General features: G+C 69.6%; 16 protein-coding genes. 9 read left to right on the top strand and 7 right to left on the bottom strand.

From position 1 onward, the window contains the following. Positions 1-234 precede the first annotated feature (234 nt). Genes ACSMXV_RS10295 through ACSMXV_RS10285 form a run of 3 tightly spaced genes read left to right on the top strand, consistent with a single transcriptional unit; the run spans position 235 to position 3859 of the window. Positions 235-1284 carry a sugar ABC transporter substrate-binding protein gene (locus tag ACSMXV_RS10295; RefSeq protein WP_473177364.1) on the top strand — a complete coding sequence of 350 codons (1050 nt, stop codon included), beginning with the start codon at positions 235-237 and terminating at the stop codon, positions 1282-1284. 23 nt (positions 1285-1307) lie between these two features. Further along, positions 1308-2831: a sugar ABC transporter ATP-binding protein gene (locus ACSMXV_RS10290; protein WP_473178881.1), complete on the top strand. Its 1524-nt coding sequence runs from the start codon at positions 1308-1310 to the stop codon at positions 2829-2831. Then, entirely contained in the window at positions 2828-3859 is a 1032-nt protein-coding gene (locus tag ACSMXV_RS10285) for an ABC transporter permease (RefSeq protein WP_473177363.1), read from the top strand. Before ACSMXV_RS10290 ends, ACSMXV_RS10285 begins: the two co-directional genes overlap by 4 nt. A 51-nt stretch (positions 3860-3910) precedes the next feature. Here the strand turns inward: ACSMXV_RS10285 and ACSMXV_RS10280 are convergent, their stop codons facing one another. From ACSMXV_RS10280 to ACSMXV_RS10260, 5 genes are all read right to left on the bottom strand, one after another. Next, positions 3911-4582: a FadR/GntR family transcriptional regulator gene (locus ACSMXV_RS10280; protein WP_181864403.1), complete on the bottom strand. Its 672-nt coding sequence runs from the start codon at positions 4580-4582 to the stop codon at positions 3911-3913. Positions 4583-4938: 356 nt separating this feature from the next. After that, positions 4939-6564 (bottom strand): glycerol-3-phosphate dehydrogenase/oxidase, encoded by a 1626-nt coding sequence (locus tag ACSMXV_RS10275; protein WP_473177362.1) that lies wholly within the window; start codon positions 6562-6564, stop codon positions 4939-4941. Positions 6565-6572: 8 nt separating this feature from the next. Further along, positions 6573-8132 carry a glycerol kinase GlpK gene (glpK, locus tag ACSMXV_RS10270; RefSeq protein WP_473177361.1) on the bottom strand — a complete coding sequence of 520 codons (1560 nt, stop codon included), beginning with the start codon at positions 8130-8132 and terminating at the stop codon, positions 6573-6575. 154 nt (positions 8133-8286) lie between these two features. Next, the gene (locus ACSMXV_RS10265) at positions 8287-9075 is read right to left on the bottom strand and encodes an MIP/aquaporin family protein (protein WP_473177360.1); all 789 of its coding nucleotides are present in this window, start codon (positions 9073-9075) and stop codon (positions 8287-8289) included. Between the two features lie 422 nt (positions 9076-9497). Continuing rightward, complete coding sequence (locus ACSMXV_RS10260; RefSeq protein WP_473177359.1) at positions 9498-10262, bottom strand: IclR family transcriptional regulator; 765 nt, start codon at positions 10260-10262, stop codon at positions 9498-9500. Between the two features lie 260 nt (positions 10263-10522). Between ACSMXV_RS10260 and metH the strand changes: the two genes are divergently transcribed. From metH to ACSMXV_RS10240, 4 genes are all read left to right on the top strand, one after another. After that, on the top strand, positions 10523-14041 hold the full coding sequence (metH, locus tag ACSMXV_RS10255; RefSeq protein ID WP_473177358.1) for a methionine synthase: 3519 nt from the start codon (positions 10523-10525) through the stop codon (positions 14039-14041). Positions 14042-14329: 288 nt separating this feature from the next. Then, positions 14330-15037, top strand: coding sequence for an HAD family hydrolase (locus ACSMXV_RS10250; protein WP_473177357.1), 708 nt, complete (start codon positions 14330-14332; stop codon positions 15035-15037). 353 nt (positions 15038-15390) lie between these two features. Beyond that, on the top strand, positions 15391-16998 hold the full coding sequence (locus tag ACSMXV_RS10245; protein ID WP_473177356.1) for an ABC transporter substrate-binding protein: 1608 nt from the start codon (positions 15391-15393) through the stop codon (positions 16996-16998). Positions 16999-17056: 58 nt separating this feature from the next. Beyond that, positions 17057-18646, top strand: a complete 1590-nt coding sequence (locus ACSMXV_RS10240) for an ABC transporter substrate-binding protein (RefSeq protein WP_473177355.1) — start codon at positions 17057-17059, stop codon at positions 18644-18646. Positions 18647-18782: 136 nt separating this feature from the next. Here the strand turns inward: ACSMXV_RS10240 and ACSMXV_RS10235 are convergent, their stop codons facing one another. Together ACSMXV_RS10235 and ACSMXV_RS10230 are read right to left on the bottom strand one after the other, a co-directional pair. Further along, positions 18783-19454 carry a response regulator transcription factor gene (locus ACSMXV_RS10235; RefSeq protein ID WP_351290111.1) on the bottom strand — a complete coding sequence of 224 codons (672 nt, stop codon included), beginning with the start codon at positions 19452-19454 and terminating at the stop codon, positions 18783-18785. 14 nt (positions 19455-19468) lie between these two features. Further along, complete coding sequence (locus tag ACSMXV_RS10230) at positions 19469-20569, bottom strand: RecB family exonuclease (RefSeq protein WP_473177354.1); 1101 nt, start codon at positions 20567-20569, stop codon at positions 19469-19471. Between the two features lie 626 nt (positions 20570-21195). On the opposite strand from ACSMXV_RS10230, the gene ACSMXV_RS10225 reads away from it, so the two are divergent. Both ACSMXV_RS10225 and ACSMXV_RS10220 read left to right on the top strand, forming a co-directional pair. After that, complete coding sequence (locus tag ACSMXV_RS10225) at positions 21196-22704, top strand: site-2 protease family protein (protein WP_473178880.1); 1509 nt, start codon at positions 21196-21198, stop codon at positions 22702-22704. A 115-nt stretch (positions 22705-22819) separates the two neighbouring features. Then, complete coding sequence (locus ACSMXV_RS10220) at positions 22820-23722, top strand: tRNA (adenine-N1)-methyltransferase (RefSeq protein ID WP_181657342.1); 903 nt, start codon at positions 22820-22822, stop codon at positions 23720-23722. The last annotated feature ends 205 nt before the right edge of the window (positions 23723-23927 follow it).

Here is a 23927-nt window from a genome sequence, read left to right as displayed (position 1 = left end):
TCCTTCCGACGTGCCCTCGCTTACGGACCAACCTTACGGCGTCCGCGGGGGCCCTCCGCAGCCCCCTTGCACGAGGGAGTGAACCGATCACTGCCCCGGCGACGACCTGCGAACACCCGACAGTCATCCGAGCTGTATCCCGTCAACTTCGTCCAGTGGCCTAGACGTTGCCCCTGCGCCGCGCTATACATCGGATGATCTCAGAGGTCCGATGTTCAGCGATGGGGGCAACGCATGGACCAGAGCGTCACCGGCAGACTCCGTACGACGATCGCCGCGGCCTGTGTCGCGCTGCTCGCCACGACCGCCCTCGCCGCCTGCAACCGGGAATCGGACGGTGGTTCCGGGAGCGGCAAGGTGGGCATCGACGTTCCGCGCAACGACAGCGACTTCTGGAACTCCTACCAGGACTACCTGAAGAAGGACATCAAGGCCGAGGGCGTCGACGCGCTTCCGCTCACGAACTCGCAGAACGACATCGGACGGCTCGCGGCCAACGTGCAGACCTTCACGGACCAGGGTGCCAAAGCCGTGATCATGGCTCCGCAGGACACCGGTGCCGTCGCCGAGACGCTCAACACCCTGGAGGAGAAGAAGATCCCGGTCGTCAGCGTCGACACCCGCCCGGACAAGGGCTCCGTCTACATGGTCGTACGCGCCGACAACCGCGCGTACGGCGAAAAGGCCTGCAAATACCTCGGCGAGCAGCTGAAGGGCAAGGGGAAGGTCGCGGAGTTCCAGGGTGACCTGGCGTCCATCAACGGCCGTGACCGCTCCGAGGCGTTCAAGTCGTGCATGGACAAGAACTATCCCGGCATCAAGGTCTTCGAGCTGGCGACCGAGTGGAAGGGCGAGGTCGCGTCGGCGAAGCTCCAGTCCACACTGGCCGCGCATCCTGACCTCAACGGCATCTACATGCAGGCCGGCGGCGTCTTCCTGGAGCCGACCCTCGCACTGCTCGAGCAGAAGAAGCTGCTCAAACCAGCCGGTACCGAGGGCCACATCACGATCATCTCCAACGACGGCATCCCGCAGGAACTCGACGCCATCCGCGACGGCAAGATCGACGCGACCGTCTCCCAGCCCGCGGATCTCTACGCCAAATACGCCCTGTACTGGGCACAGCAGGCCTTGGACGGCAAGAAGGCCAAGACGGGCCCGACCGACCACGACTCGACCGTCGTCAAGATCCCGAACGGCTACGAGGACCAGCTGCCCGCGCCCCTCGTCACCAAGGACAACGTCGACGATCCCGAACTGTGGGCCAACCAGCTGGAGAAGTAGCCGTGACGACCGGAGAGGGAGCCATGGCTGCCGCGGCGGTGGTGCATGCGGAAGGCGTCGTCAAGCGCTTCGGGCCCACGCTCGCTCTGGACGGCGTCCGGCTGACCGTACGGCCCGGGGAGTCGCACGCCCTCGTCGGGCGCAACGGCGCGGGCAAGTCCACGCTGGTCGGCGTACTGACGGGGCTGCACCGGCCCGACGCGGGGACGGTGCACTTCGACGGCGCACCCGCTCCCGCCTTCGGGGACACCGCGGCATGGCGCTCCAAAGTGGCGTGCGTCTACCAGAAGTCGATGGTGGTGCCCGAGCTCACCGTCGCCGAGAACCTCTTCCTCAACCGCTTCCAGGAGGGCGAGCGTTTCATCCGCTGGGCGCAACTGCGGGCACGCGCGCGTGCACTGCTCGCCGAGTACGGCGTGGACGTCGATCCCGGAGCGCGGGCCAAGGATCTCGCCGTCGAGCAGCGCCAGTTCGTGGAGATCGCGAAAGCCCTCTCCTTCGGAGCCCGGCTGATCATCCTCGACGAGCCGACGGCGCAGCTCGACGCGCGCGGCATCCAGCGTCTGTTCGACAAGCTCAGGGACCTGCAGTCACAGGGCGTCGCGTTCCTCTTCATCTCGCACCACCTCCAGGAGGTGTACGAGCTGTGCACCGCGGTCACGGTCCTCCGTGACGCCCGCCATGTGCTCACGGCGCCCGTCCAGGGGCTGGCGAAGGGCGACCTGGTGGCGGCCATGACCGGTGAGGAGACCTCCGTCGTCCCTGACTGGGAACCTGCTCCCCGGCAGGTACGGGAGGCCGAGCCGCTGCTCCGTGCTGAGGGGCTCGCCCTGGAAGGCGTCTACGAGCCATTGGACTTCGCCGTACGCCCCGGCGAGGTCGTCGGCCTCGCGGGAGCCGCGGCGAGCGGCAACACCGCGCTCGGCGAGACACTCGTCGGCATGCGCGCGCCCACGGCCGGCGCGGTCCGGGTGCGCGGCCGGGAGGTACGCCCCGGAAGCGTGCCCGACGCCCTGGAGGCCGGTATCGGTTACATCCCCGAGGACCGCCACCGCCAGGGACTCGTCGCCGAACGCAGCGTCGCGGAGAACGCCACGCTGACCGTGACCGACCAGCTCGGCCGCTGGGGCACCGTACTGCCCTCCCGTACACGGGAGTTCGCGGCCTCGATGATCCGCTCGCTGGACATCCGGACCCGCGGCCCGGACCAGCCGGTCTCCGGGCTCTCCGGCGGCAACCAGCAGAAGGTCGTCGTCGCCCGAGCCCTGGCCCGGCGCCCGCACGCCCTGGTGGCGATCCGCCCCACCGCGGGCGTGGACGTCAAGTCCAAGGAGGCGCTGCTCGCCGTGGTCCGGCGGGTCGCGGACGAGGGGCGGGCCGCGGTCATCGTCTCCGACGAACTCGACGATCTGCGGGTCTGCGACCGGCTGCTGGTGCTCTTCCATGGGCGGCTGGTCGCCGAGTACGACACCGGATGGACGGACCGTGAGCTGGTCGCGGCCATGGAGGGCGTGGCCGAAGGAACCGTGGGAGGGGAAAGGGCATGACGGAGACGATGCGGCCGCCCACCACAGGCAAGGAGGGCGGCGGCGGAGGCCCGCTGCCGTATCTGCGGTACGTCCGCTGGAGCGACTTCTCACTCGTCCCCGTGATCCTCGTGCTGATGGTGATCGGCTACATCGTCTCGCCGGTCTTCCTGACCTCCACCAACCTCATCAACGTCGTCCAGCAGTCCAGCGAGCTGAGCCTGCTGGTGCTCGGCCAGGCGCTGATCCTCATCTGCGGCCGCATGGATCTGTCGCTGGAGTCGACGATCGGCATCGCGCCGGTCGTCGCCATGTGGCTCGTGCTGCCGACGTCCGGGGGCCGGTTCGCGGGCCTCGACCTGCTGCCCGTGTGGACGGCGATCCCCGTCTGCCTGCTGGCCGGGCTGCTGATCGGCGGCATCAACGGCTTCCTGATGCTCAAGCTGCGCGTCAACGGCTTCATCGCCACGCTCGGCATGCTCACCATGCTGCGCGGCCTTCACATCGGGATCACCGAGGGCAAGTCGATCACCGATGTCCCCGAGTCCTTCCGCTACCTGGGAAAGACGGACTGGCTCGGCGCGCCGGCCGCGGTCTGGATCTGCCTCACGCTGTTCGCGGTGGGCGGCGCGGCCCTGGCCTGGCTGCGCCATGGACGGGCGCTGTACGCGATCGGCGGCAACCCGGAGGCCGCGCGGGCGGCCGGTATCCGGGTCGACCGGCTCACGTGGATCGTGCTGGCGATCGGCGGCCTTCTCGCCGCCTTCGCGGGCGTGCTGTACACCGGCCACTACGGCTCGGTCGCCGCCACCCAGGGCAACGGCTGGATCTTCCAGGTCTTCGCCGCCGCGGTGATCGGCGGCATCAGCCTGAAGGGCGGCCGCGGCACGCTCTTCGGTGCGCTGACCGGCGTGCTCACCCTTCAGCTCGTCGTCAACGTGATGACGCTCGGCGGGGTCCCCGCGCTGTGGAACCAGTTCCTCAACGGCGCCATCATCATCGTCGCGCTGGTGATCTCGCGGTTCGCGAGCGGCGAGAAGCAGGACTGAGACCCGGGCGCCACCAGATCCGATGGCGGGCCGGCTGAGAGCGGGTCGGCTTTACAGAGTCGAACGCAGCCACTGCTCCACGCTCGCGATGTGCACCGTCGCCCAGGACCGGGCCGCCTCCGCGTCGCGGTCGCGCAGGGCGGCGAGGATGGCCCGATGCTCGTGGAGCGTGCGGCTGACCGCGTCCTCCTGCGTCAGACCGCGCCAGATACGGGCCCTGGTGGTGGGGCCCGACAGCCCGTCGAGCAGGGAACACAGCACCGAGTTCCCCGAGCTCTGTACGATGCCGCGGTGGAACTCCAGGTCGCAGGCGACGAGTTCCTCCACAGACGGCGACGTCCCGAGCGCGTCCAACTGGGCGGTCAAGGCGTCCAGTTCCGCCTCGCTGATGCGCGTGCTCGCCATCGCCGTCGCGGCCGGTTCCAGTATGCGGCGGACGGCGAGGAACTCCAGCACCGTGTCGTCGCGATGGAAGTCCACGACGAAGCTGAGCGCCTCCAGCAGGAGTTGGGGGTCCAGGCTCGTGACGTACGTTCCGTCGCCCTGCCGTACGTCGAGGATGCGGATCAGGGACAGCGCGCGGACCGCCTCGCGCAGCGAGTTCCGGGACAGGCCCAGCTCGGCCGCGAGCTCGCTCTCCTTGGGGAGCCGGTCGCCGGGGCGCAGCGCGCCGGAGACGATCATGCCTTTGATCTTCTCGATCGCCTCGTCGGTGACAGCCATGGCCGCCCTCCCTGTACCTCAGGCCCGTCGCTGAGACATCCGATGTCTTTCGACCATTATGCGGCTCGGACCCCCTGGATCAGCCAAAGCGCTCGATGCGGATCCGCTCAACAGGACCTGTCCCAGACCGGCGAGGAGCCGGGAGGCGTGCTCCTGGCGTCCGCACGCGGCGCAGCTGGACTGTCGGACGTGCTCCGGCCGCATGTGCCGCGGCTTGCCTCCCAAGCCGCCGCCGTCTTCTCTTCTCCGGCGAAGTGGTCAGAGAAGGCGGGCCACGGCATGGCGGAGGGGCGACTTCCCCCCCGTAGAAGCCGCCCCTCGGTCTTGCGCCGCCTACCCGGCCGGTCCTGCGCCGCCTACTCGGCGTTCCCCGCGTTCAGCAGGTCCTTCACCCTGGCCCGTACGTCCTCCGTGTCCAGGCCCCGGATCGTCAGCGTCGTCCGCCGGCGCAGCACGTCGTCCACGGTCTCGGCCCACTCGTGGTCGCGGGCGTAGACGACCTGCGCCCAGATCTCCGGAGCTTCGGGGTGGATGCGCTCGCCCAGCTCCGGGTTCTCGTTCGCCAGCCGTGCGATGTCGAAGGACAGCGAGCCGTAGTGCGTGGCGAGGTGCTTCGCCGTGTCGGCGGCCATGCGCGGGCCCGGGGTGCCGCCGTCCACCAGCAGGCGGTGCGCGACCGCCTGCGGGTTGGAGATGCCCGGCAGCGGGAGCTTCTTCGGCAGCTGCGACATGGGCTCCATGTCGTCGGCGAGCGGGTGTCCTGGCAGGGCCGCCAGCTTGTTCATGACCGTACGGCCGATGTGCCGGAACGTGGTCCACTTGCCGCCCGCGACGGACAGCATGCCCCCCTTGCCCTCCGTGACGACCGTCTCGCGCTTGGCCTTCGACGTGTCGCCGGGGCCACCCGGCAGCACGCGCAGACCGGCGAAGGCGTACGTGATCAGTTCCCGCTTCAGCTGCTGGTCACGGACGGAGAAGGCCGCCTCGTCGAGTATCTGGGCGATGTCCTGCTCGTTGACCGCGACATCCGCCGGGTCGCCCTCGTACTCCTCGTCGGTCGTGCCGAGCAGCAGCATGTCCTCCCAGGGGAGGGCGAAGGTGATGCGGTACTTGTCGATCGGCGTCGCCAGCGCGGCCTTCCACGGCGAGGTGCGCTTGAGGACCAGGTGCGCGCCCTTCGACAGACGGATGGAGGGGGCCGCGTTCGGATCCTCCATCCTGCGCAGGTGGTCGACCCAGGGGCCGGTCGCGTTCAGTACGAGGCGGGCGGTGACGCCGAACTCGGTGCCGTCCATGCGGTCCTTGAGCTCGGCGCCGGTGACCCGTCCCTTGGTGAGGCGCAGGCCGGTGACCTCGGCGTGGTTGAGGACGGCAGCACCGGCCTCGACCGCCGCGCGCACCGTCATCAGCGCCATACGGGAGTCGTTCATCTGGTCGTCGCCGTACACGGCCACGGCCCTGAGGTTCTCCCCGCGCAGCTCCGGCACGTCGCGCTGCGCCTTCGCCGGGCCGATCACATGGCCCACGCCGTCGCCGAACGCGGACAGCGCCGAGTAGGCGAAGACTCCCGCGCCGAGCTTGGCCGCGCCGTGCGGGCCGCCCTTGTAGACAGGCAGATAGAAGGTGAGGGGGTTGGACAGGTGCGGTGCCACCTGGCGGGACACCGCACGGCGCTCGAAGTGGTTCTCCGCCACCAGCTTCACCGCGCCGGTCTGCAGATAGCGCAAGCCCCCGTGGAGCAGCTTGGAGGAGGCGGAGGAGGTGGCGCCGGCGAAGTCACCGGCGTCCACCAGCGCCACCCGCAGACCCGACTGCGCGGCATGCCAGGCGGTGGAGATGCCCAGGATTCCGCCGCCGATGACGAGGAGGTCGTACGTCGCCTTGGACAGCTGCTCCCGGGTCTCGGCACGGCCGGGGAGGGAGCCGGAGACCGGGTGCGTACCGAGGGCAGGCGCGGTCTGCAGGGTGGGCTGGCTGCTCATGGGGTTTCTTACTCCTCGTCCTCGATCCAGCCCATGGTCCGTTCGACGGCCTTGAGCCAGCTCTTGTACTCGCGGTCCCGCTTGTCCGCGTCCATACGGGGGGTCCACTCGGCGGCCCGGCGCCAGTTGGCGCGCAGCGCGTCGGTGTCCGGCCAGAAGCCGACGGCCAGGCCGGCGGCGTAGGCGGCGCCGAGGCAGGTGGTCTCGGCGACCATCGGACGCACGACCGGTGCGTCCAGGAAGTCCGAGAGCGTCTGCATCAGCAGGTTGTTGGAGGTCATTCCGCCGTCGACCTTGAGGGCCGCGAGCTCGACGCCGGAGTCCTTGGTCATGGCGTCGGTGATCTCGCGGGTCTGCCAGGCTGTGGCCTCGAGGACGGCCCGCGCGAGGTGCGCCTTGGTGACGTACCGGGTCAGACCGGCCAGCACACCGCGGGCGTCGGAGCGCCAGTACGGGGCGAACAGTCCGGAGAAGGCCGGCACGAAGTAGGCGCCGCCGTTGTCCTCAACGGTCAGGGCCAGGGTCTCGATCTCGGCGGCCGTGCTGATCAGGCCCATCTGGTCGCGCATCCACTGCACCAGGGAACCGGTGACGGCGATCGAGCCCTCGAGCGCGTAGACCGGGTCCTGGTCGCCGATCTGGTAGCCGACGGTGGTCAGCAGTCCGCTGTACGAGTTGATGACCTTGTCGCCGGTGTTCATCAGCATGAAGGTGCCGGTGCCGTACGTCGACTTGGCCTCGCCCTCGCTGAAGCAGGTCTGGCCGAACAGGGCCGCCTGCTGGTCGCCGAGCGCGGACGCGACGGGGATGCCGCCCAGGAGGTCGCCGAGCTTGCCGCCCTTGACCTCGTCGTACACCTCGGCGGAGGAGCGGATCTCGGGCAGCATCTGCATCGGCACGCCGATGGAGGCGCAGATGCGCTCGTCCCACTGCATCTCGTGGAGGTTCATCAGCAGGGTGCGCGATGCGTTGGTGACGTCAGTGACGTGCACGCCGCCGTTGACACCACCGGTCAGGTTCCAGATGACCCATGAGTCCATCGTGCCGAAGAGGATGTCGCCCCGCTCGGCGCGCTCATCGAGGCCGTCGACGTTGTCGAGCAGCCAGCGGGCCTTCGGGCCGGCGAAGTAGGAGGCGAGGGGGAGGCCGGTCTCGCGGCGGAAGCGGTCCTGGCCGACGTTGCGGCCGAGCTCCTTGCACAGGGCGTCGGTGCGGGTGTCCTGCCAGACGATGGCGTTGTGGACCGGCTCGCCGGTGTTCTTGTCCCACAGCAGCGTCGTCTCGCGCTGGTTGGTGATGCCGATCGCCTTGATGTCGTCACGGGTGATGCCCGCCTTGGCGATGGCCCCGGCGACGACCTCCTGGACGTTCGTCCAGATCTCGGCGGCGTCGTGCTCGACCCAGCCCGGCTTGGGGAAGATCTGCTCGTGCTCCTTCTGGTCGACGGAGACGATGCGGCCGTCCCGGTCGAAGACGATGCAGCGGCTGGACGTGGTGCCCTGGTCGATGGCCGCGATGAACGGCCCTGCGCCGTGGGAGAGGGGGCCGGCGGTGTGTGCGTCGGTCACGGTGTGCTCCTGGAAGTCCGTATATGGGGGCTGGCGACATCTGTCGGGCTGGCTTACGACGTATTGCTTGCGGCTCTGGAAGCTCTGGGCGCGTGGCCGTGAAGCGCTGTGGTGCGGCGGCGCTGTGGCTCAGCGGCTCGGCGGCTCGGCGGCTCTACGCGAAAGCGACGTTGTAGATGCCTGCGGCGATCGCGCCGCCGACCAGGGGGCCGACGACCGGGACCCAGGCGTAGCCCCAGTCGGAGCCGCCCTTGTTGGGCAGGGGCAGAAGGGCGTGCACGATACGCGGACCGAGGTCGCGGGCCGGGTTGATCGCGTAGCCCGTCGGGCCGCCCAGCGAGAGACCGATGCTGACCACGACCAGGGCGGTGACCAGCGCTCCGAGGGTGCCGAGGCCCTTGCCGCTGTCGTTGAGGCCCTGGGTGAGGACCGCGAGGACCAGCACGATGGTGCCGAGGATCTCGGTGGCCAGGTTCTGAACCGCGTTCCGGATCTCGGGGCCGGTGGAGAAGATGCCGAGCACCGGTCCGGCCTGAGCCTCCTGTACCTCGACGGCCTTGGTGTCCTGCGCGCCCGGTCCGCCGACGATCTCGCGGTCGGTGAGGTGGGCGAGGAACTGTCCGTAGTACGCGACCCAGACCAGGGCGGCGCCGATCATGGCGCCGAGCAGCTGTCCCGCCCAGTAGGCGGGGACGTTGCTCCAGTCGTTGTCCTTGATCGCGAGGGCGAGGGTGACGGCCGGATTGAGGTGGGCACCGGAGAGCGGCGCCGAGGTGTAGACCGCGGTGAGGACCGCGAAGCCCCACCCGAAGGTGATGGCCAGCCAGCCGGCGTTGCGTGCCTTGGAGGCCTTGAGCGTGACGGCGGCGCACACGCCACCGCCGAGCAGGATGAGTACGGCGGTACCTATCGTCTCGCCGATGAAGATGTCGGAGCTGGACACCCGCGACTCCTTTGTCCTTCGTCCAGGGGAAGGCGAACCCCGGGTCCCTCCGGTGGTTCGCGCCCTCGGGGTGAGGGCGTTTGTGGCGGCCCTGGCGTCGGGCACTCTACCGCGTTTGCCGGTAGGTGTTCGACAATGCCGACCGATGGACGGGAGTCTTATCCGGGGCCGCTGGATCGTCAAGAGGTTCCGGCGCCGGAAAATCCGATCGTTATCCCGGCCTTGATCAGCGGGGCGGCGCGCGGAGTGCGCTCACCCCGCACGGGGCGTCGTGGAGGTGCGCTCACCTCGCACGGGCGGTCGGCGGCCTGCACGCCGAGGGCCCGCGCAGGCGCTGCACGGGCCCTCGTGGGGTACGTCGGTCACCGAGCCGCGTCGGTTCAGTGGTCCTCAGGCGGACCGGCGGCGAACGGTCAGAACGGTCAGAACCGGCTCGCGCCCAGATCCCGGGAAACAGCGCGGGCACAGTCCCGAACCGCCGCTATGAGCTCGTGACGCAGCTGCCCGTCCAGGCAGACCCGCTCCACGGCGCCGGTGATGCCCACCGCACCGACGGGCATGCGCCGCCGGTCGTGGATCGGGGCGGCGATCGACGCCACGCCCTCCCAGGTCTCCTCGACGTCCGCGGCGTACCCGCGCGCGCGGGTCAGATCGAGCACGCCCTCGAAGCCGTCGGAGTCGCTGACGGTCCGCGAGGTGAACGCCTTGCGCTCGGCCTCCATGACCTCGCTGTGCGCCACCGGGTCGTACGCGGACAGGACCTTGCCGAGGGCTGTGGAGTGCAGCGGCTGCATGGCGCCGACCTCCAGCACCTGGCGGCTGTCGTCGGGGCGGAAGACGTGGTGCACGATCAGCACGCCCTGCTGGTGCAGGACGCCCAGGTAGACGCTCTCGCCGCTGGACCTGGCCAGATCGTCCGTCCATACCAGGGCACGGGCCCGCAACTCGTGGACGTCCAGATACGTCGTGCCCAGCCGGAGCAGCTCGGCGCCCAGCTGATAGCGGCCCGAAGCGGCGTCCTGCTCGACGAAACCCTCCTGCTGCAGGGTGCGCAGGATGCCATGGGCCGTACCCTTGGCGAGGCCGAGGGAGGATGCGATGTCCGAGAGGCCCAGCCGGCGCTCGCCACCCGCGAGCAGACGCAGCATCGCGGCCGCCCTCTCCAGCGACTGGATGTTCTTCGCCATCGCAGCCCGCCCTCCCATCCCCTCGACCAACAGCGTTCGACAATGGCGAACATTATCGGTCGTTGCCGAACTCCGCGACCAGCCCTATGGCGCCCGGCCCGCCGGTCCGGGAGCGTAATCCGGCAGCCTGCCTGATCAGGCGGCCCGTCCGGCTCGTGGACGCGCGTACGGGCGGACGGCCGTCCCGGCTACCCTGGCGGAGTGCGTCCTCCACGAGAAGGGCGCAAAGCCGACAGCCGTCGCACTCCAGGGAGCACTACATGGCCTCGTTGCCGACCCCTTCCACCGTCCCCTCCGACAGCCGCGCCCGGGCCGGGGCCCTGCGCGAAGCACTCGCCACCCGCGTGGTGGTGGCCGACGGTGCGATGGGCACGATGCTCCAGGCCCAGGACCCGACTCTTGAAGACTTCGAGAACCTCGAGGGCTGCAACGAGATCCTGAACATCACCCGCCCGGACATCGTCCGCTCCGTCCATGAGGCGTACTTCGCCGTGGGCGTGGACTGCGTGGAGACGAACACGTTCGGGTCGAACCACTCGGCCATGGCCGAGTACGACATTTCCGACCGGGTGTACGAGCTCTCCGAGGCCGGGGCCCGCATCGCCCGCGAGGTCGCCGACGAGTTCGGAGCTCGCGACGGCCGCCAGCGCTGGGTACTGGGTTCGATCGGCCCGGGCACGAAGCTGCCGACCCTCGGCCACGTCGGCTACAGGACCCTGCGCGACGGCTTCCAGGCCAACGCCGAGGGTCTGCTCGCCGGCGGAGCGGACGCCCTGATCGTGGAGACCACTCAGGACCTGCTCCAGACCAAGTCCTCGATCCTCGGTGCCCGGCGCGCGATGGAGGCGACCGGCATCGAGGTGCCCCTGCTGTGCTCGATGGCGTTCGAGACCACCGGCACGATGCTGCTGGGTTCGGAGATCGGTGCGGCGCTGACGGCGCTGGAGCCGCTGGGCATCGACATGATCGGCCTGAACTGCTCGACCGGCCCCGCGGAGATGAGCGAGCACCTGCGCTATCTCACACGCCATTCCCGTATTCCGCTGCTCTGCATGCCGAACGCGGGTCTGCCGGTCCTCACCAAGGACGGCGCGCACTTCCCGCTCGGCCCGGAGGGACTGGCCGACGCCCAGGAGACCTTCGTACAGGAGTACGGCCTCTCCCTCGTCGGCGGCTGCTGCGGCACGACCCCGGAGCACCTGCGCCAGGTCGTCGAGCGGGTGCGGGACCTCACCCCGACCGAGCGGCAGCCGCAGCCTGAGCCGGGCGCCGCTTCGCTGTACCAGACCGTGCCATTCCGCCAGGACACCTCGTACCTGGCCATCGGCGAGCGCACGAACGCCAACGGCTCGAAGAAGTTCCGTGAGGCCATGCTCGAGGGCCGCTGGGACGACTGCGTCGAGATGGCACGCGATCAGATCCGCGAGGGCGCGCACATGCTCGACCTGTGCGTCGACTACGTGGGCCGCGACGGCGTCGCCGACATGGAGGAGCTCGCCGGACGCTTCGCCACCGCCTCCACGCTGCCGATCGTCCTGGACTCCACCGAGGTGGATGTGATCCGGGCCGGCCTGGAGAAGCTGGGCGGCCGGGCGGTCATCAACTCCGTCAACTACGAGGACGGCGACGGGCCCGAGTCGCGCTTCGCGAAGGTCACCCGCCTCGCGCAGGAGCACGGCGCCGCGCTGATCGCGCTGACCATCGACGAGGAGGGCCAGGCCCGCACCGTCGAGACCAAGGTGGCGATCGCGGAGCGGCTGATCGAGGATCTGACGGCGAACTGGGGCATCCACGAGTCGGACATCCTCATCGACTGCCTGACCTTCACGATCTGCACCGGTCAGGAGGAGTCCCGCAAGGACGGCATCGCCACGATCGAGGCGATCCGCGAGCTCAAGCGCCGCCACCCGGACGTGCAGACCACGCTGGGTCTGTCGAACATCTCCTTCGGCCTCAACCCGGCCGCCCGCATCCTGCTCAACTCGGTCTTCCTGGACGAGTGCGTCAAGGCGGGGCTCGACTCGGCGATCGTGCACGCGAGCAAGATCCTGCCGATCGCCCGGTTCGACGAGGAGCAGGTCACCACCGCCCTCGACCTGATCTACGACCGCCGCTCGGAGGGCTACGACCCGCTGCAGAAGCTCATGCAGCTGTTCGAGGGCGCCACGGCGAAGTCGCTGAAGGCGGGCAAGGCCGAAGAGCTGGCGGCGCTGCCGCTGGAGGAGCGCCTCAAGCGCCGCATCATCGACGGCGAGCGCAACGGCCTGGAGACCGACCTCGACGAGGCGCTCCAGGAGCGCCCGGCCCTCGACATCGTCAACGAGACCCTGCTCGACGGCATGAAGGTGGTCGGTGAGCTGTTCGGTTCCGGCCAGATGCAGCTGCCGTTCGTGCTGCAGTCCGCCGAGGTCATGAAGGCCGCCGTGGCGTACCTCGAGCCGCACATGGAGAAGTCGGACGCGGAGGGCAAGGGCACCATCGTCCTGGCCACCGTGCGCGGCGACGTCCACGACATCGGCAAGAACCTCGTCGACATCATCCTGTCCAACAACGGCTACAACGTCGTGAACCTCGGCATCAAGCAGCCCGTCTCCGCGATCCTGGAGGCCGCCGAGGAGCACAAGGCCGACGTCATCGGCATGTCCGGTCTCCTGGTGAAGTCCACGGTGATCATGAAGGAGAACCTGGAGGAGCTGAACCAGCGCAAGCTGGCCGCCCAGTACCCGGTCATCCTCGGCGGCGCCGCGCTGACCCGTGCGTACGTGGAGCAGGACCTGCACGAGATCTACGAGGGCGAGGTGCGCTACGCCCGCGACGCCTTCGAGGGCCTGCGGCTGATGGACGCCCTGATCGGGGTCAAGCGGGGCGTGCCCGGCGCGGCCCTGCCCGAGCTGAAGCAGCGCCGGGTGCGGGCGGCCACGGTCCAGGTCGAGGAGCGCCCCGAAGAGGGCGCCGTGCGCTCGGACGTGGCTGTCGACAACCCCGTCCCCACGCCGCCGTTCTGGGGCACCCGCGTCGTCAAGGGCATCCAGCTCAAGGAGTACGCCTCCTGGCTCGACGAAGGCGCGCTGTTCAAGGGCCAGTGGGGCCTGAAGCAGGCCCGTACCGGCGACGGACCGACGTACGACGAGCTTGTCGAGAGCGAGGGGCGGCCGCGGCTGCGGGGCTGGCTGGACGAGCTGCAGACCAAGAACCTGCTGGAAGCGGCCGTGGTCTACGGGTATTTCCCGTGTGTGTCCAAGGGCGAGGACCTGATCATCCTCGACGAGCAGGGCAACGAGCGCACCCGCTTCACGTTCCCGCGCCAGCGTCGCGGCCGGCGGCTGTGCCTGGCGGACTTCTTCCGTCCGGAGGAGTCAGGCGAGACCGACGTCGTCGGCCTGCAGGTCGTCACGGTGGGCTCGCGGATCGGGGAGGAAACGGCGAAACTGTTCGCGTCCGACTCCTACCGCGACTACCTGGAACTGCACGGACTGTCGGTGCAGTTGGCCGAGGCGCTCGCGGAGTACTGGCACGCGCGCGTGCGCTCCGAGCTGGGCTTCGCCGGTGAGGATCCGGCTGACATCGAAGAAATGTTCGCACTGAAGTACCGCGGCGCCCGCTTCTCGCTGGGCTACGGCGCCTGCCCCGACCTCGAGGACCGCGCCAAGATCGCCGAGCTCCTCGAGCCGGAACGCATCGGTGTCCAGCTGTCGGAGGAGTTCCAGCTCCACCCCGAGCAGTCCACCGACGCCATCGTCATCCACCACCCGGAGGCGAAGTACTTCAACGCGCGGTAGCACAGGCACTCGCAGCGCCTGCGGGTACTGCACCTCCTGCGGCATCGCACCGGTTGTGGGTGTTCGCCGCCGGGCGGGTGGTCGCGATCGCCGGGCAGGTACTCGCCCCCCGCCGGGCGGGTACTTGCGCCCCGAGCGGGTACCCGCAGGACATGCGGTGACACGCGGTGACACGCGCGAAAAAGCTCACAGCGCGCACATCGCGGACGAGTCGTACACTGGTCGATCCAGTGCAGGCCGGTTCCCCCTGGGAACCGGCCTTCTCGTCCCTCACGGAGGTGTGCGCGGATGACGAGTACGGTCCCCGTTGTCGGTACCCGATCGGCCGATGGCTCCGCCCTGCAGGCCGTACTCCTGGACATGGACGGAACCCTGGTGGACACCGAGGGCTTCTGGTGGGACGCCGAGGTCGAGGTCTTCGCGGGCCTCGGCCATCTGCTCGACGACTCATGGCGCCATGTGGTGGTCGGGGGGCCGATGACGCGCAGCGCCGGATTCCTGATCGAGGTCACCGGCGCCGACATCACGCTCCCGGAGCTCACGGTGCTGATCAACGACGCGTTCGAGGAGCGCCTCAACGGGAACCTGCCGCTGATGCCGGGCGCCGCCCGGTTGCTCGCCGAGCTGGCCGCGCACGAGGTGCCGACCGCCCTGGTCTCCGCGTCTCACCGGCGCATCATCGACCACGTCCTGAAGTCACTCGGGCCGGAGAACTTCGCACTGACCATCGCCGGGGACGAGGTGGAGCGCACCAAGCCGCACCCGGACCCCTATCTGCTCGCCGCCGCCGGTCTCGGCGCGGACCCGGCCAGATGCGCCGTCGTCGAGGACACCGCGACCGGCGTCGCCGCCGCCGAGGCCGCGGGCTGCCGGGTGGTGGCCGTCCCCTCGGTCGCCCCGATCGCACCAGTCCCGGGACGTACCGTGGTCACCTCCCTCGAGGAGGTCGACCTGCCCTTTCTCCAGGGCCTGATGATGGATGAACTCAAACCGTGATGCTGCTGGCCGAAATCCGATGGTCACCAGCACTCCTGAGGGTGTGACGTTTCCCACCCGACGCGGGGGTCGACATGTCATTTCCGTTGTGCTGAAGCCCTGATTCCGCGGGGCAACGGAAAGCGTTGTGTCCTATTTGTTAAGCACCGGATGAAAGCTCCCACTGGCGGGTTTTCGGTGTGTCCACGCCCGGTGCCGCTGCGTGATGGACCCTCAACTCCAGCCCGGTCGGGCCGCCCTGCGCTGCGCACTAATGTCGAGGCGAGAACATCGCCGTACTCGCTCGTGTCCCGTCAGCATCCACCCCCGTTGCCGGGCGGCACGGGTATTGAAAGCTCTGGAGAATTTCGAGCATGAACCGCAAGATCCTGGTTCTGGCGGCCGTCACCGGCCTGCTCGCCCCCGCCCTCGCCGCATGTGGCGGCTCCGACAGCGGAGGCGACGACGGTGGAGCGATCGTCGTCGGCACCACCGACCGGTTCAGCGCATCGGACGCGGTCCCCGCGCCCCTCGATCCGGCGTACGCCTACGACGTCGGTTCCTGGAACATCCTGCGGCAGACGCTGCAGACCCTGATGGCCCTGCCGCGCGGCGACGGGGAGCCGGAGCCCGAGGCCGCGGAGCAGTGCGGATTCTCCGACAACGGCAACGAACGCTATGCCTGCACCCTCCGCGAGGGCCTGAAGTTCGCCGACGGCAGCCCCCTCACGGCCGCCGATGTGAAGTACTCCATCGACCGCGTGCGCGCCATCAAGAGCGACAGCGGAGTGGCCGGTCTGCTCTCCAGCATCGACACCATCGAGACCAGGGGCGACCGCGAGGTCATCTTCCACCTCAACACCGCGGATGCCACCTTCCCGTACAAACTGGCCACGCCGGCCGCGGGCATCGTCAACCCGAAGGACTACTCCAAGAGCAAGCTGCGCGACGGATTCCAGGTCGACGGCTCCGGTCCCTACACCGTCGAGATGGAGACCAGGAACAACGAGCTCGTCAAAGCGGTCTTCACCAAGAACCCCGAATACACGGGTGAGTTGACGCCGCAGAACGAGACGGTCGAGGTGGAGTCGTTCGACAGCGCCGAAGCCATGGGCACGGCGCTCGACAAGGGCGACATCGACCTGATGACCCGCACCATGTCGCCCGAGCAGATCGAGAAGCTCTCCAACGCAGGACCGGACAGCAACATCAAGCTCGTCGAGATGCCGGGCCTGGAGATCCGCTACCTGGGCTTCAACACCAACGCCCCGCAGGTGAGGAGCAAGGCCGTCCGGCAGGCGATGGCACAGGTCATCGACCGTGGTCAGATCGCGTCCGACGTCTACGGCACATCCGCCGAGCCGCTGTACTCGCTCGTGCCGGCCACCATCACCGGCCACGCCAACTCGTTCTTCAACAAGTACGGCGACCCGAACATCCCCAAGGCCCGCTCCATTCTGGCCAAGGCGAACATCACCACGCCGGTGAAGCTGACCCTGAACTACACGACCGACCACTACGGTCCGGCCACCAAGAAGGAGTTCGAGCTGCTGCAGAAGCAGCTGAACGACAGCGAGCTGTTCGACGTCAGCATCAAGGGCGAGAAGTGGGCGGCCTTCCGCCCGAACGAGGCCAAGGGCGAGTACGCGGTGTACGGCATGGGCTGGTTCCCGGACTTCCCCGACGCCGACAACTTCCTCGCGCCGTTCCTCGACAAGGACAACTTCCTCGGCTCGCCGTACGCCAGCCCCAGGATCCGGAACAAGCTGATCCCGGACTCGCGCCGGGAGGCCGACCGCCTCACCGCGTCCGAGAGCATCGAGGAGATCCAGAACATCGTCGCCGACGACGTCCCGGTGCTGCCGCTGTGGCAGGGCAAGCAGTACATCGCGGCCCGCGACGACATCACGGGCACGGAGTGGGCCCTCAACTCCTCCTCGACCCTTCAGCTGTGGGAGCTCAGCCGCGGCATGAGCGACTGACCTGGCCCGTATCGAGAGCCAGAGCTTCCTTCGGAGAACGACGACAAGGCACACGTAAGTGAAAATGCGCAACCAGTGGCTGGTCCCGCCCCTCAGCGCCGGCCTGGCCGCCGCCCTGCTGACCGGCTGCGGCAGCTCCCAGGACGGCGCCTCGGCCGGCGAAGGCGAGGCCGTGGTGATGGGAATGTCGGACGACGTCCTCGCCACCGACCCGGCGTCCGGCTACGACCCCGGCTCATGGCTGCTGTTCAACAACGTCTTCCAGTCACTGCTGAGCTTCCCCAACGGCGCCACGGAGCCCGCTCCGGAGGCCGCGGAAGAGTGCGGATTCACCGACTCCGGTACCAAGGTCTACGAGTGCACCCTGCGCGACGGCCTGAAGTTCAGCAACGGCAACGCGCTCACCTCGGAGGACGTCAAGTTCTCCTTCGACCGCATGATGAAGATCGACGACGACGCCGGTCCGGCGATCATGTTCCCCATGCTCGACGAGGTCGAGGCACCGGACGCCAAGACCGTCGTCTTCAAGCTCAAGTACGCCGACGCCACCTTCCCGAGCAAGATCGCCTCCGGCGCCGGCTCGATCGTGGACCACCGCGAGTACGAAGGGACCAGCCTGCGCACCGACGGCAAGGCGGTCGGCTCGGGCCCGTACAAGCTCGACTCCTTCAGTGACAAGGAGGCGGTCTTCTCGGTCAACCCGGAGTACAAGGGCACCGCCGAGGTCAAGAACTCCGGCATGACCCTCAAGTTCTTCCAGGGCGACCAGACCGCCCTGAAGAACGCGCTGTTGAACAACAAGATCGACCTCGCTTACCGAGGCCTCGCCGCCCAGGACATCGCCGACATCCAGCAGAACACGTCCGGCAAGAGCGGGAACATCGAGGTCGTCGAGGGCTCCAGCGCCGAAGTGCAGCACCTGGTCTTCAACATGGACGACCCGGTCGTCGGCAAGCTCGGCGTGCGCAAGGCCATCGCGTACCTCCTCGACCGGGAGGCGCTCGTCAACGAGGTGTACGAGGACACCGCCGAGCCGCTCTACTCGATCATCCCGGCCGGCATCGGCGGCCACAACACCGCCTTCTTCGACACCTACGGCGCCCGGCCGGCGCCCGACAAGGCCGAGGCGGCGCTGCGCGCCGAGGGCATCACCGGCAAGGTGAAGCTGACGCTGTGGGCGACGCCCTCGCGCTACGGCCCGGCCACCGTGCAGGAGTTCAAGGCGATCGCCAAGCAGCTCAACGCCAGCGGTCTGTTCGACGCCGACGTCAAGTCGGTCGAGTTCGACGAGTACGAGAAGGACATCAAGGCCGGCAAGTACGGCGTCTATGTGAAGGGCTGGGTGCCGGACTACCCCGACCCCGACAACTTCACGCAGCCGTTCTTCGGCGACGGCAACGTCCTCGGCAACCGCTACGAGAACAGCACGATCACCGGGAAGATCATTCCCCGCACGGCGGCCCAGAGCAACCGCGCCGCGACCGACAGGCACTACGCCCAGCTTCAGGAGATCGTGGCGAACCAGCTGCCGGTCATCCCCGTGTGGCAGGCCAAGCAGTACGCGGTCGTCCACGACCGTGTGTACGGCGTGGAGAACTGCCTCGACGCGTCGACGGTCTTCCGGTTCTGGGAGATCAGCAAGGGCTGAGCCGGGCCAGAACCGGGCCGGTCAAGAGCTGAGCCCTGCTGTGAACCGGAACTGAGTGGGTGCTGTGTACCGAGGGCCGCTCTGGAGAGGGCGGTCCTCGGTCTTTCCGTCGGCTGGGGTCCGTGTCCGGTGAGACTTACTGGGCGCCCGGGCGGACCAGACCGCTCTCGTACGCGTACACCGCGGCCTGGACCCGGTCGCGCAGGCCCAGCTTGGTGAGTACATGGCCCACGTGCGTCTTGACGGTGGTCTCGCTCACGAACAGCTCCGCGGCGATCTCGGCGTTGGACAGGCCGCGGGCCACCAGCTTCAGCACCTCGACCTCGCGCTCGGTCAGCGTGTGCAGCGTGTCCGGCACCGGCTCGTCGCCGGACGGGAGATGCCCGGCGTACTTGTCGAGCAGCCGGCGCGTGATGCTCGGCGCGAGCATCGCCTCGCCCGCCGCGACCACCCGGATCGCCTGGACCAGCTCGTTCGCCGGGGCGTCCTTGAGCAGGAAGCCGCTGGCACCCGCCCGCAACGCCTCTACCACGTACTCGTCGAGGTCGAACGTGGTGAGCACGAGGACCTTCGCCGGTCCGTCCCGGCCGGGCCCGGTGATCTGCCGGGTCGCCTCGACCCCGTCCATACGCGGCATGCGGATGTCCATCAGGACGACATCGGGCTGGAGAGCACGGACCTGGTCGAGCGCCTGGAGGCCGTCCCCGGCCTCGCCGACCACCGCGATGTCCTGCTCGGCCTCCAGAATCATCCGGAACCCGGTGCGCAACAGGGGCTGGTCGTCGACCAGTAGGACGCGGATCGCCACGTAAGTCTCCTTCGCTAGTCCGGCCCCATTCTGCCCTGCGCGGCGCCGCCGGCCTCGGGCGCCCTGGAGGGTGGCTGATTGCTGTCGGCGCCCTGCGCGGCGGAGGGGGCGTGACGGCCGGCGGCCTGGGCCGTGGCAACCGGGACCTGATCGCCGATGGGTCCGCCCGACGCAACCGGGACCTCATCCCCGACGGGCCCTGCCGGATCCACCGGGAGGCGATCACCGGCGGACCCGCGCGTTCTGATCGGCAGCGGATACGGCGGGGGAGTCCCGCCGAATTCCGGGCAGTGCGCCTGGTGGTCGCACCAGCCGCACAGCTTCGTCGGCCGCGGCCGCCAGTCACCCGTCTCCGTGGCCAGCCTGATGGCGTCCCACAGCGCAAGCAGCTTGCGCTCCACACGCTCCAGATCAGCCATGACCGGGTCGTACGTCAGCACGTCACCGCTGCCCAGATAGACCAGCTGCAGGCGGCGCGGCACGATGCCTTTGAGACGCCACACCACCAGGGCGTAGAACTTCATCTGGAACAGGGCGCCCTCGGCGTACTCGGGGCGTGGGGCCTTGCCCGTCTTGTAGTCGACGATCCGCACCTCGCCCGTGGGCGCCACGTCGACGCGGTCGATGATGCCGCGCAGCTTCAGCCCCGAGTCCAGGGAGGCCTCCACGAACAGTTCGCGTTCCGCCGGTTCCAGGCGGGTCGGGTCCTCCAGCGAGAACCATCGCTCCACGAGCGCCTCGGCCTCGGCCAGCCACCGGGTCAGCCCCTCGCCCGCCGCCTCCTCGTCGGCGTCGGCGAAGAGCTCCGCCAGCTCCGGTCTCGCCTCGCGTAGCCGGTCCCACTGACCGGGGACCAGCGACTTCGCGCGCGGCGCCGTACGCTCGGCTGCAGGGGCGTCGAACAACCTCTCCAGCACGGCGTGCACCAAGGTGCCGCGGGTGGCCGCCTGGCTCGGCTTCTCGGGCAGCCTGTCGATCACCCGGAACCTGTAGAGCAGCGGGCACTGCATGAAGTCGCCGGCACGCGAGGGCGACAGCGACGCCGGTGGCGCGGCAGCCACGGCAGAAGGCTCGGCCGCCGTCGTCGCCGCGGCACCGTCGGAGCTGGTTTCCATGACAACAGACCTTACGACCCACCACTGACAGTTCCGTTCCCGCACAGCTCGGTAGCCGCATCCGTAGGTGCGGGCAACCCGGGCGCAGAGAGGGGGAGTCGAGGCGGAACGCAAAGGAGCGGCCGCATACCATCGACGAGCAGACCCACTCGCCCTGTATGACCGTGACCGGCGACAGCAGGGGCGAGGGACGCTTCGAACGAGGGGACACCGTGGACGAGAGCGGCGGGCGCGGACAGCCGCGGTCGGGCAACAGCGGAGCGGACCAGCGCCGCATCGCACCGTCACGCCCGGACGGCGCCGACGCCCCGCCCGAACGGCCGGCATCGCCCGTCGGCACCGGGCAAGACGCCCAGCTCGCGGACGGGGACCACACTCCGCTCGCAAACCAGCAGCGCCCCGACCCGAACGCCTCGAACACCGCCGAACCGGACGCCCACACTCAGCCGACCCAGCCGACCCAGCCGACCCAGCCATCCGGCCCCGGCGCGTCACCGCCTCCGGGTCCGTCAGCCCCTTCGCGTCCGGCGGCACCTACGGATCCGTCTGCCGCTTCCGGCCCCGAGTGGCCGGAAGGGCAGGCGGCGCGTGGGGACGTCGCGCAGCGGGCAGGGCACGACGCCGCCGTGCAGCGGCCGAGCGGCGGCTCCCAGGACCGTCCAGCGGATGCTTCCGCGACGCAGCCGTGGGGTGCTGCGGAGGACGGTGGGGCCGCGGGGCCTTCGGCCGCCGGGGCTGGAGGGTCTTCGGCTGGCAGCTCTGCTGCAGGGCCTTGGGCCGGTGGGTCCGGAGGGTCCTCGGGTGGCACGGCTGTGGATCGTGACGCCGGTGCCGGTGGGTCCGACGGCAGTCGGTCCGGCGCGTCTGCCGGGTCGCCGGACGGTGGGTCTGCCGGGTCGTCCGGCGGTGGGTCCGCGGGGCGGCCGGGCCAGGGGCCGCCGGCGGGGCCCGGCCCGGGTGGACCGGGCAAGCCGCCGCGGGGGCCCGGTGGCGGGCTGCTCATGGGGCGGCCCTTCGGCGTGCCCGTCTACGTCGCGCCCAGCTGGTTCCTCGTCGCGGCGCTGATCACCTGGGTCTTCGGCGGACAGATCGACCGCGTCCTGCCGGAACTCGGCGCCGTCCGCTATCTCGTCTCGCTCTTCTTCGCGGTCGCCTTCTACGCGTCCGTACTCGTCCACGAGCTCGCCCACACGGTCGCGGCGCTCCGCTTCAAGCTGCCCGTACGCCGTATCCAGCTGCAGTTCTTCGGTGGCGTGTCCGAGATCGAGAAGGAGTCGGAGACGCCCGGGCGCGAGTTCGTCCTGGCCTTCGTCGGGCCGCTGCTCTCGCTCGTACTCGCCGGGGTCTTCTACGCCGGCTTGCAGGCCGTCGAGCCCGGCACCGTACCCGGAGTGCTCCTCGCGGGCCTGATGATCTCCAACCTGATCGTGGCCGCCTTCAACCTCCTCCCCGGACTTCCGCTGGACGGCGGCCGCATGCTGCGGGCCGTCGTCTGGAAGATCACCGGCAAACCCATGAGCGGTACGATCGCCGCGGCCTGGGTCGGCCGCGCCCTGGCGATCTCCGTACTCGTCGGGCTACCGCTCCTCACCCAGTCCGGAGCCCTCGGCTCCGGCGCCGAGGAGATCAGCGGCATGGACACCGTCACGGACGCCCTGCTCGCCGCGATCCTCGCCGCGATCATCTGGACCGGCGCGGGCAACAGCCTCCGTATGGCCCGGCTCCGCGAACACCTGCCCGAGCTGCGCGCCCGCGCCCTGACCCGGCGGGCGGTCCCGGTCGCGAGCGACACCCCGCTCTCCGAGGCGCTGCGCCGCGCGAACGAGTCGGGGGCCCGCGCCCTGGTCGTTGTAGACGCGCACGGCGACCCCCTCTCGGTGGTGCGTGAGGCCGCCATCGTCGGCGTGCCCGAGCACCGCAGGCCCTGGGTCGCGGTGAGCAGCCTCGCCCAGGAACTGACCGACGGCATGCGGGTCTCCGCCGAGCTCGCAGGCGAGGAGCTCCTCGATGTACTGCGCGCGACGCCCGCCACCGAGTACCTGGTGGTCGAGGACACCGGCGAGATCTACGGAGTGCTGTCCGCGGCCGACGTCGAGCGCGCCTTCGTGAAGGCAATGGCCCGGCCCGCTTCATAGGGCTCGGTTCGCCTCCCGGGCCGCCCACGCGGTGAGCGGCCCCGGCCCCCGTGGGCCTCACCGACCCCGGCTGCACGTGGTCAGCGGCCCCGGCCAGGACCGGTAGGCTGGTCACATGTCCGAACCGACCGGTGCCGCCCGCAGGCGCGGGCCCTTCAAGGTCGGGGACCAGGTACAGCTGACCGACCCCAAGGGCCGCCACTACACGTTCACGCTCGAGGCCGGGAAGAACTTCCACACCCACAAGGGTTCCTTCCCGCACGACGAGCTGATCGGCGCTCCCGAGGGCAGTGTTGTCCGCACCACGGGGAACGTCGCCTATCTCGCGCTGCGCCCCCTGCTCCCCGACTACGTCCTGTCCATGCCCCGCGGCGCCGCCGTGGTCTACCCCAAGGACGCGGGGCAGATCCTGGCATTCGCCGACATCTTCCCCGGCGCACGCGTCGTCGAGGCAGGCGTCGGCTCCGGCTCGCTCAGCAGCTTCCTGCTGCGCGCCATCGGCGACCACGGCATGCTGCACAGCTACGAGCGCCGCGAGGACTTCGCCGACATCGCCCGGCAGAACGTGGAGCGCTACTTCGGCGGCCCGCACCCCGCCTGGCAGCTCACCGTCGGCGACCTCCAGGACAACCTGTCGGACACCGACGTGGACCGCGTCATCCTGGACATGCTCGCCCCCTGGGAGTGCCTGGAGGCCGTCTCCAAGGCGCTCGTCCCCGGCGGCATCCTCTGCTGCTACGTGGCGACCACCACCCAGCTCGCCCGGACCGTCGAGTCCATCCGCGAGATCGGCTGCTTCAACGAGCCGACCTCCTGGGAGACGATGATCCGCAACTGGCACATCGAGGGCCTCGCCGTCCGCCCCGACCACCGGATGATCGGCCACACCGGCTTCCTGCTGACCGCCCGCCGCCTCGCCGACGGCGTCGAGCCGCCCACGCGCCGGCGCCGCCCCGCGAAGGGCGCCTACGGCGAGGACTACACCGGCCCGAACGCCGACGGAGGCCCGCCCCGCTGACAGGGGCCGTCGACCGCACGACTCAAGGGCCGCCGCGCTGACACAGCCGGCGGCCCTTCGTCTGCCCTCTCCTCGCCCGGGGACCCCTCAACCGAGTGGCGCCGCCGCCCCCGACGCCGGGGCGCGAAGGACTGAACCAGGAGCTCCAGTCCCACGGAGATCGGCGATACGCCGACGGCACACTGCGACCGACCAGGCCCAACAA

Source organism: Streptomyces sp. DSM 42067, from assembly GCF_055792885.1.
The sequence above is the reverse complement of the archived record's forward strand: the minus strand, read 5'-3'. Positions and strand labels throughout refer to the sequence as shown.

Coding starts and splice junctions, on each gene's coding strand:
- ACSMXV_RS10260 (WP_473177359.1), bottom strand. CDS start 10,262: ATGGCGAAGAACATCCAGTCGCTGGAGAGGGCGGCCGCGATGCTGCGT.
- ACSMXV_RS10245 (WP_473177356.1), top strand. CDS start 15,391: ATGAACCGCAAGATCCTGGTTCTGGCGGCCGTCACCGGCCTGCTCGCC.
- metH (WP_473177358.1), top strand. CDS start 10,523: ATGGCCTCGTTGCCGACCCCTTCCACCGTCCCCTCCGACAGCCGCGCC.
- ACSMXV_RS10250 (WP_473177357.1), top strand. CDS start 14,330: ATGACGAGTACGGTCCCCGTTGTCGGTACCCGATCGGCCGATGGCTCC.
- ACSMXV_RS10290 (WP_473178881.1), top strand. CDS start 1,308: ATGGCTGCCGCGGCGGTGGTGCATGCGGAAGGCGTCGTCAAGCGCTTC.
- ACSMXV_RS10275 (WP_473177362.1), bottom strand. CDS start 6,564: ATGAGCAGCCAGCCCACCCTGCAGACCGCGCCTGCCCTCGGTACGCAC.
- ACSMXV_RS10230 (WP_473177354.1), bottom strand. CDS start 20,569: ATGGAAACCAGCTCCGACGGTGCCGCGGCGACGACGGCGGCCGAGCCT.
- ACSMXV_RS10280 (WP_181864403.1), bottom strand. CDS start 4,582: ATGGCTGTCACCGACGAGGCGATCGAGAAGATCAAAGGCATGATCGTC.
- ACSMXV_RS10295 (WP_473177364.1), top strand. CDS start 235: ATGGACCAGAGCGTCACCGGCAGACTCCGTACGACGATCGCCGCGGCC.
- ACSMXV_RS10285 (WP_473177363.1), top strand. CDS start 2,828: ATGACGGAGACGATGCGGCCGCCCACCACAGGCAAGGAGGGCGGCGGC.
- ACSMXV_RS10220 (WP_181657342.1), top strand. CDS start 22,820: ATGTCCGAACCGACCGGTGCCGCCCGCAGGCGCGGGCCCTTCAAGGTC.